The following is a 5,066-nucleotide window of genomic DNA, read 5'->3' on the forward strand; positions in this document are numbered from 1 at the left end:
GTTACACTTATCCAAATAGTACGACGGTGGCATTGAATACTGAAACGACATATGACTGGAATGCAGAAGAAGCCACAGTTCCTGTCAACTTGACTGTGACCAAAGTGATTCGCCTAAATGGTCAGGCCATTAGTGTGGGCGGTGGTGCTCGATATTGGGTTGATGATACTGACGGCAGCCCGAAAGGTTGGGGGGCACGTTTGGTCGCATCCTTTGTTTTCCCGAAATAATCAATTGAGTCTGTATTGATTAGAGTGACATTCAATGGATTTAAACTATATGCTTGAATTCGTTGGGTACTTTTTATTTAACGAAGTAGCAAAACCAGAAGTCATACAATATGGCTTCGACTTTTGTCTCTTAACTCGGTTGGAGGAACGCCAAACCAGCTTTTAAAGTTGCGACTGAAAATAGATAATTCTGCATAGCCCAACTGTAGAGCAATATCTGTCAAATTCACATTGCCTGCATCAAGCATACGAAGCGCTTCTTTTTTTCGGACATTTTCGAGTATATCTCGATAGGTTGTTCCTTGCATTTTTAAAGCGCGCTGAAGCTTTTTCGGATGCATTCCCATACAGAGTGCGATATTTTCAATGCTGCAGTCTCCTGTCGCCATCAGCATGCGGACTGAACTCTCTATCAGTGCGGTATTGTCTTCAGTTTTGGTGCTGCTTTGTGTTTCAAGCTGCTGTACGATTAGTTGATTAATGGCATCTTCATTAAAATTATAGGGTTTATAGCTTAAAAAGCTTGCGGGAAAATAAAGCGCATCCTCATCGGTTTCAAATTCCACTGGACAGGAAAAATGTGCTTGGAAAGTTTGAGCTCCTTTTTGTGGTGCTTTTTGCTTGAAGCAAATTTTTTCTGCATGCCACTGTGGGCCAATCAAATCTTTTAAAATATTCGCGACAAGGCAAATGGCCAGTTGTGATTTTTGTGGTACATCGGTGTTGTATTCACTTAAACGCACAAAGTTCAGCTTACAGAACAGAGCATTATGTTGCGAGACGTGAAAGACAACGCCTTCAGCATGTAAATAGACATACTTTTGCGCCACGCTTAAGGCTTCAAGTATGCTCGTTTGTCGGGACATATAGACGCCAATCAAACCGATTGTGCTAATATTTTGGAGTGCGCCGAGTTTTAAACCGAAGCAGTCATCCTGACAGGCTAAGGCCGCTTTTTCCAATAAATTTAAATAATGATCATAATGAATAAATGAATCTGGATCGCGGAGTAAAGCAGGTAAAATCCCGATCTCTTTCAAGATTCCTATAGGGTTTATGCCATAACTACGGACTAAGTCTTCAAAACCGCCGAGGCTGGCTGCACGAATATAACTTCCCATTACAACATTCCGTGTTGTCCTAAAAGATCAATTTAGTGTCCTAAAAAGTCAAGCATAATTCAAGTCATTTGTTAAAGTAGGATAAGAGATTATCTCAACCAACATAGAAAAGAAGTATTGAATCACCATTTTTAGCCGTGAAAGGAAAAGCATATGCAACTTACGGTTCAGTCTCATATCGAGCAAACAGTGATAGAACAGACATTGCACGATTGTTTTCAATTACAGCGCAAAAGCTTTCATCAGCAAGGCATTGAAACGATTGAACAACGCAAGCAACATTTACTGAATTTAAAAGCATTGATTAACAATCACCGTGAAGCAATTATTGACGCCTTGAATCGTGATTATGGAAATCGTTCACGCCATGAAACCTTATTAGCAGAAATTATAACTGTCACGGATGACATAAACGGCAGCATCAAACACTTGAAACACTGGACCAAAGTACAAAAACGACATGTCGATCATAGCCTGTATTTTGGTGCAAAAAACCGTGTGATTCCGCAGCCGCTGGGGGTGATTGGAATTATTGTGCCGTGGAATTTCCCCATCAATTTGATGTTCTCGCAATTATCTGCTGTGTTTGCTGCGGGAAATACCGCTATGGTTAAAATGTCTGAAAATTCAAGACATTTGGCTGAATTACTGATTGAGTTAAGTCCCAAATACTTTAAAGCGGAAAAATTACAGATTTTCGATGAGACTGGTGAAGTAGGCATCGCATTTTCAAAATTGCCGTTTGACCACCTGATGTTTACTGGCTCTGGTGCGACAGGGCGTAAAGTCATGGCTGCTGCAGCACAGAACTTGACGCCAGTGACTTTGGAGTTGGGTGGTAAATCTCCTGCGGTGATTGATCCTGAATACCCTATTGAGAAAGCTGTAGAACGCATTATGTTTGTGAAACAGTTTAATGCGGGGCAAATTTGTACCAATGTCGATTATTTATTTGTACATGAGTCGAAGTTACAAGCTTTTATTCAAGCCGCGGCAGCGTGGGTTCAGGAACATGTGCCTGATATTCATAGCAAAGATTATACTTCTGTGATTGATGAGCGTGCATTTCAGCGCTTAGTGCATAGCTTGGCAGATGCTGAAGCCAAAGGGGCCAGTTTGATTAATTTAAATCAGCAAGAACCAGATGCTGCGACACGAAAATTTCCACTGACTTTGGTATTGAACAGTAATGATGAGATGGAAATTGATACGCGTGAAACCTTTGGTCCGATCTTGATGGTCAAAACCTACCAAAAGCCTGAAGAGGTAGTAGACTATATTGTGCAGCGTGATCGTCCATTGGCTTTTTATCCATTTAGTAATAACAAAAGTTTAATCGATTTTTATATCAGCAGAGTTATGTCGGGCGGGGTTTCGGTCAATGATGCCTTATTTCATGTCGGGCAGCATGACTTACCCTTTGGTGGAGTCGGTGCCAGCGGGATGGGGCACTATCATGGTTATGAAGGCTTTTTGACTTTTTCTAAAATGCGCCCTGTATTTTATCAGGCGGGTTTTTCGAGTTTGAAGTTTCTCGCGCCACCGTATGGAAAATTTGCCAATTGGCTGTTGAATTTATTGATTCGCATGAAGTCATAAGCGCTTAAATTTTAAAACCTCAACATCACTTTTCACTTCAAGATGGATATTTTGAAGTGAAGGAATTAGTGTATTTAAAAACAGAAAAATAAAACTATTAAAGGAGTTAATAGTATGAATAATAAAGATTTTGATTATGATCAAATCGTGATTGGCTCAGGCTTTGGTGGATCGGTCAGTGCTTTACGCCTCAGTGAAAAAGGCTATAAAGTCCTGATTTTGGAGAAAGGCTTACGCCGTGAAGACAAGGATTTTCCAACCACCAATTTAGACACAAAAAACTATTTGTGGCGACCTGAACTGGGATTCAGAGGTACGATGCAATTTACTTTCACCAGTAAAACCACCATTTTGCATGGGGTGGGCGTTGGTGGGGGCTCACAAATTTATGCCAATGTACATTTAATTCCACCTGATGCAGTTTTTGAGTCGGAGGCATGGACCAAGATTCGTAAAGACTGGAAAGACACCTTAAAGCCGTTTTATGGTCTCGCTCAACGTATGTTGGGTACAGCGAATAATACTTATACCAATATTGCAGACGACACGTTAAAAGAAGTTGCGAGTGAAATTGGATATGCAAATTCATTTAAAACGGTGAATACGGGGGTCTTCTTTTCGCAAGTAGCTGGTCAAGAAGGACAATTAGCGAAAGATCCGTATTTCAATGGAGATGGACCAGATCGTAACTCCTGTATTTATTGTGGCAGTTGTATGTTGGGCTGTCGTAATAATGCCAAAAACACCCTCATGAAGAATTACCTGTATTTTGCTGAACGTAATGGGGTAGAAATTCGTCCAAGTTCTGAAGTCCTCAAAATTATGCCATTGAGTGAGGATGGTGGTGAAGGCTATGAAATCATTATCAAAGAAACTTTAGGTAAGAATGTTCGTCAATATAGTTTGCGCAGTCGTGGGGTAGTGTTATCTGCAGGGGTGATGGGTACGGTACCGATGTTGTTAAAAATGCGGGATCAGTATAAGACTTTACCCAATATTTCTTCATTGCTGGGACAGGAAGTTCGGACGAACTCGGAAACTCTGACCACAGTGAACAACACAGATAAAAAACTGGATGATGGGGTAGCAATCAGCTCTTTTATTTCGGTCGATGCAGATACCAATATTGAGGTCACACGGTTCCCTGAAGGTGCGGATGCTTCATGGATTTATATTCCATACGTGCCGATGGTGACCGGTCAGGGCTTTATGCGCTTTATGAAGTTTGTGTTCAATACACTGTTACATCCCTTAAAAACCTTTAAAGTACTGCGTTATAAGGGTAAAGCCAAAGACTCTATCATTTTATTGGTGATGCAAAAGTCTGAAGCATTCATTCATTTTGAATGGCGTAGAAAGTGGTATCGACTGTTCAAAAATAGTATCACTGCTGTGCAAAAAGAAGGGGACACGCCACTCACCGTTTCATTCCCTGCGGCTGAAGAAGCCACTAAAATGATTGCACAAAAGTTAGGTGGAGAACCTGGTTCTGCACTTACTGAAATTCTACTGGGAACGCCAACGACAGCACATATTATGAGTGGTGTCGCGATGGGCAATGACAAGTCGAATGGCGTTGTGGACTTCACTGGTCAAGTCTTTGGTTATCAAAATTTACGCGTATTAGATGGTTCGATTGTACCTGGGAATTTAGGTGTGAATCCCTCACTAACCATTACCGCACTGTCTGAATTTGCGATGAGTCAAATCCCAGTGTTCTCCGCAGAGCGGGCAGCAAAGATTCAGCGTATTGAATTTAGTCAGCCTTTGGAGGGACAGGTGTCTGACTTGAAGGGTACTGGTGATTTAGCCAGTGCATTAAGCAATGCTTAAAAAAGTGGATATGGTTTGGGCTGGTGATGGTGATGGTGTCTAATACGGCAAATTAGACAGCCCAAGCAATACAATCTTGAGATCATTATCCCTCTAACGCTGTATGACAGCGTTAGAGGGCGTTGCTGATTTTATGGGCTATAATTCAGAAATTCCTAAGCTAAGAAGAGAGCGAAAAGCTGTCTTACCTTTTTTACCGATCAATGAGTAATTGGGGGGCATTATTGAGTCTATTCATAAACCCAAAAGCCATGGTTTATTTTTTCTTGTTATAAAATATGAC

The 5,066-nt window shown here is 41.2% G+C and carries 3 protein-coding genes and 1 pseudogene; 3 read left to right on the top strand and 1 reads right to left on the bottom strand.

Translation table 11 applies throughout. The annotated features are described in order from the left end of the window. Positions 1–230 (top strand): annotated as a pseudogene (locus Q9R24_RS14825) (transporter); the annotation flags it as partial. A gap of 101 nt (positions 231–331) precedes the next feature. Here Q9R24_RS14825 and Q9R24_RS14830 read toward each other — a convergent pair. Further along, the gene (locus Q9R24_RS14830; RefSeq protein ID WP_045796736.1) at positions 332–1,351 is read right to left on the bottom strand and encodes an AraC family transcriptional regulator; all 1,020 of its coding nucleotides are present in this window, start codon (positions 1,349–1,351) and stop codon (positions 332–334) included. Positions 1,352–1,504: 153 nt separating this feature from the next. On the opposite strand from Q9R24_RS14830, the gene Q9R24_RS14835 reads away from it, so the two are divergent. Beyond that, a complete protein-coding gene (locus tag Q9R24_RS14835) occupies positions 1,505–2,950 on the top strand; it encodes a coniferyl aldehyde dehydrogenase (RefSeq protein WP_045796737.1) in 1,446 nt (481 codons plus the stop codon). A gap of 114 nt (positions 2,951–3,064) precedes the next feature. After that, positions 3,065–4,783 (top strand): GMC oxidoreductase, encoded by a 1,719-nt coding sequence (locus tag Q9R24_RS14840; RefSeq protein WP_045796738.1) that lies wholly within the window; start codon positions 3,065–3,067, stop codon positions 4,781–4,783. Positions 4,784–5,066: the final 283 nt, after the last annotated feature.

The organism is Acinetobacter sp. RRD8, from assembly GCF_031844225.1.
In the GTDB taxonomy this organism is placed as follows: domain Bacteria; phylum Pseudomonadota; class Gammaproteobacteria; order Pseudomonadales; family Moraxellaceae; genus Acinetobacter.

Coding starts and splice junctions, on each gene's coding strand:
- Q9R24_RS14830 (WP_045796736.1), bottom strand. CDS start 1,351: ATGGGAAGTTATATTCGTGCAGCCAGCCTCGGCGGTTTTGAAGACTTA.
- Q9R24_RS14835 (WP_045796737.1), top strand. CDS start 1,505: ATGCAACTTACGGTTCAGTCTCATATCGAGCAAACAGTGATAGAACAG.
- Q9R24_RS14840 (WP_045796738.1), top strand. CDS start 3,065: ATGAATAATAAAGATTTTGATTATGATCAAATCGTGATTGGCTCAGGC.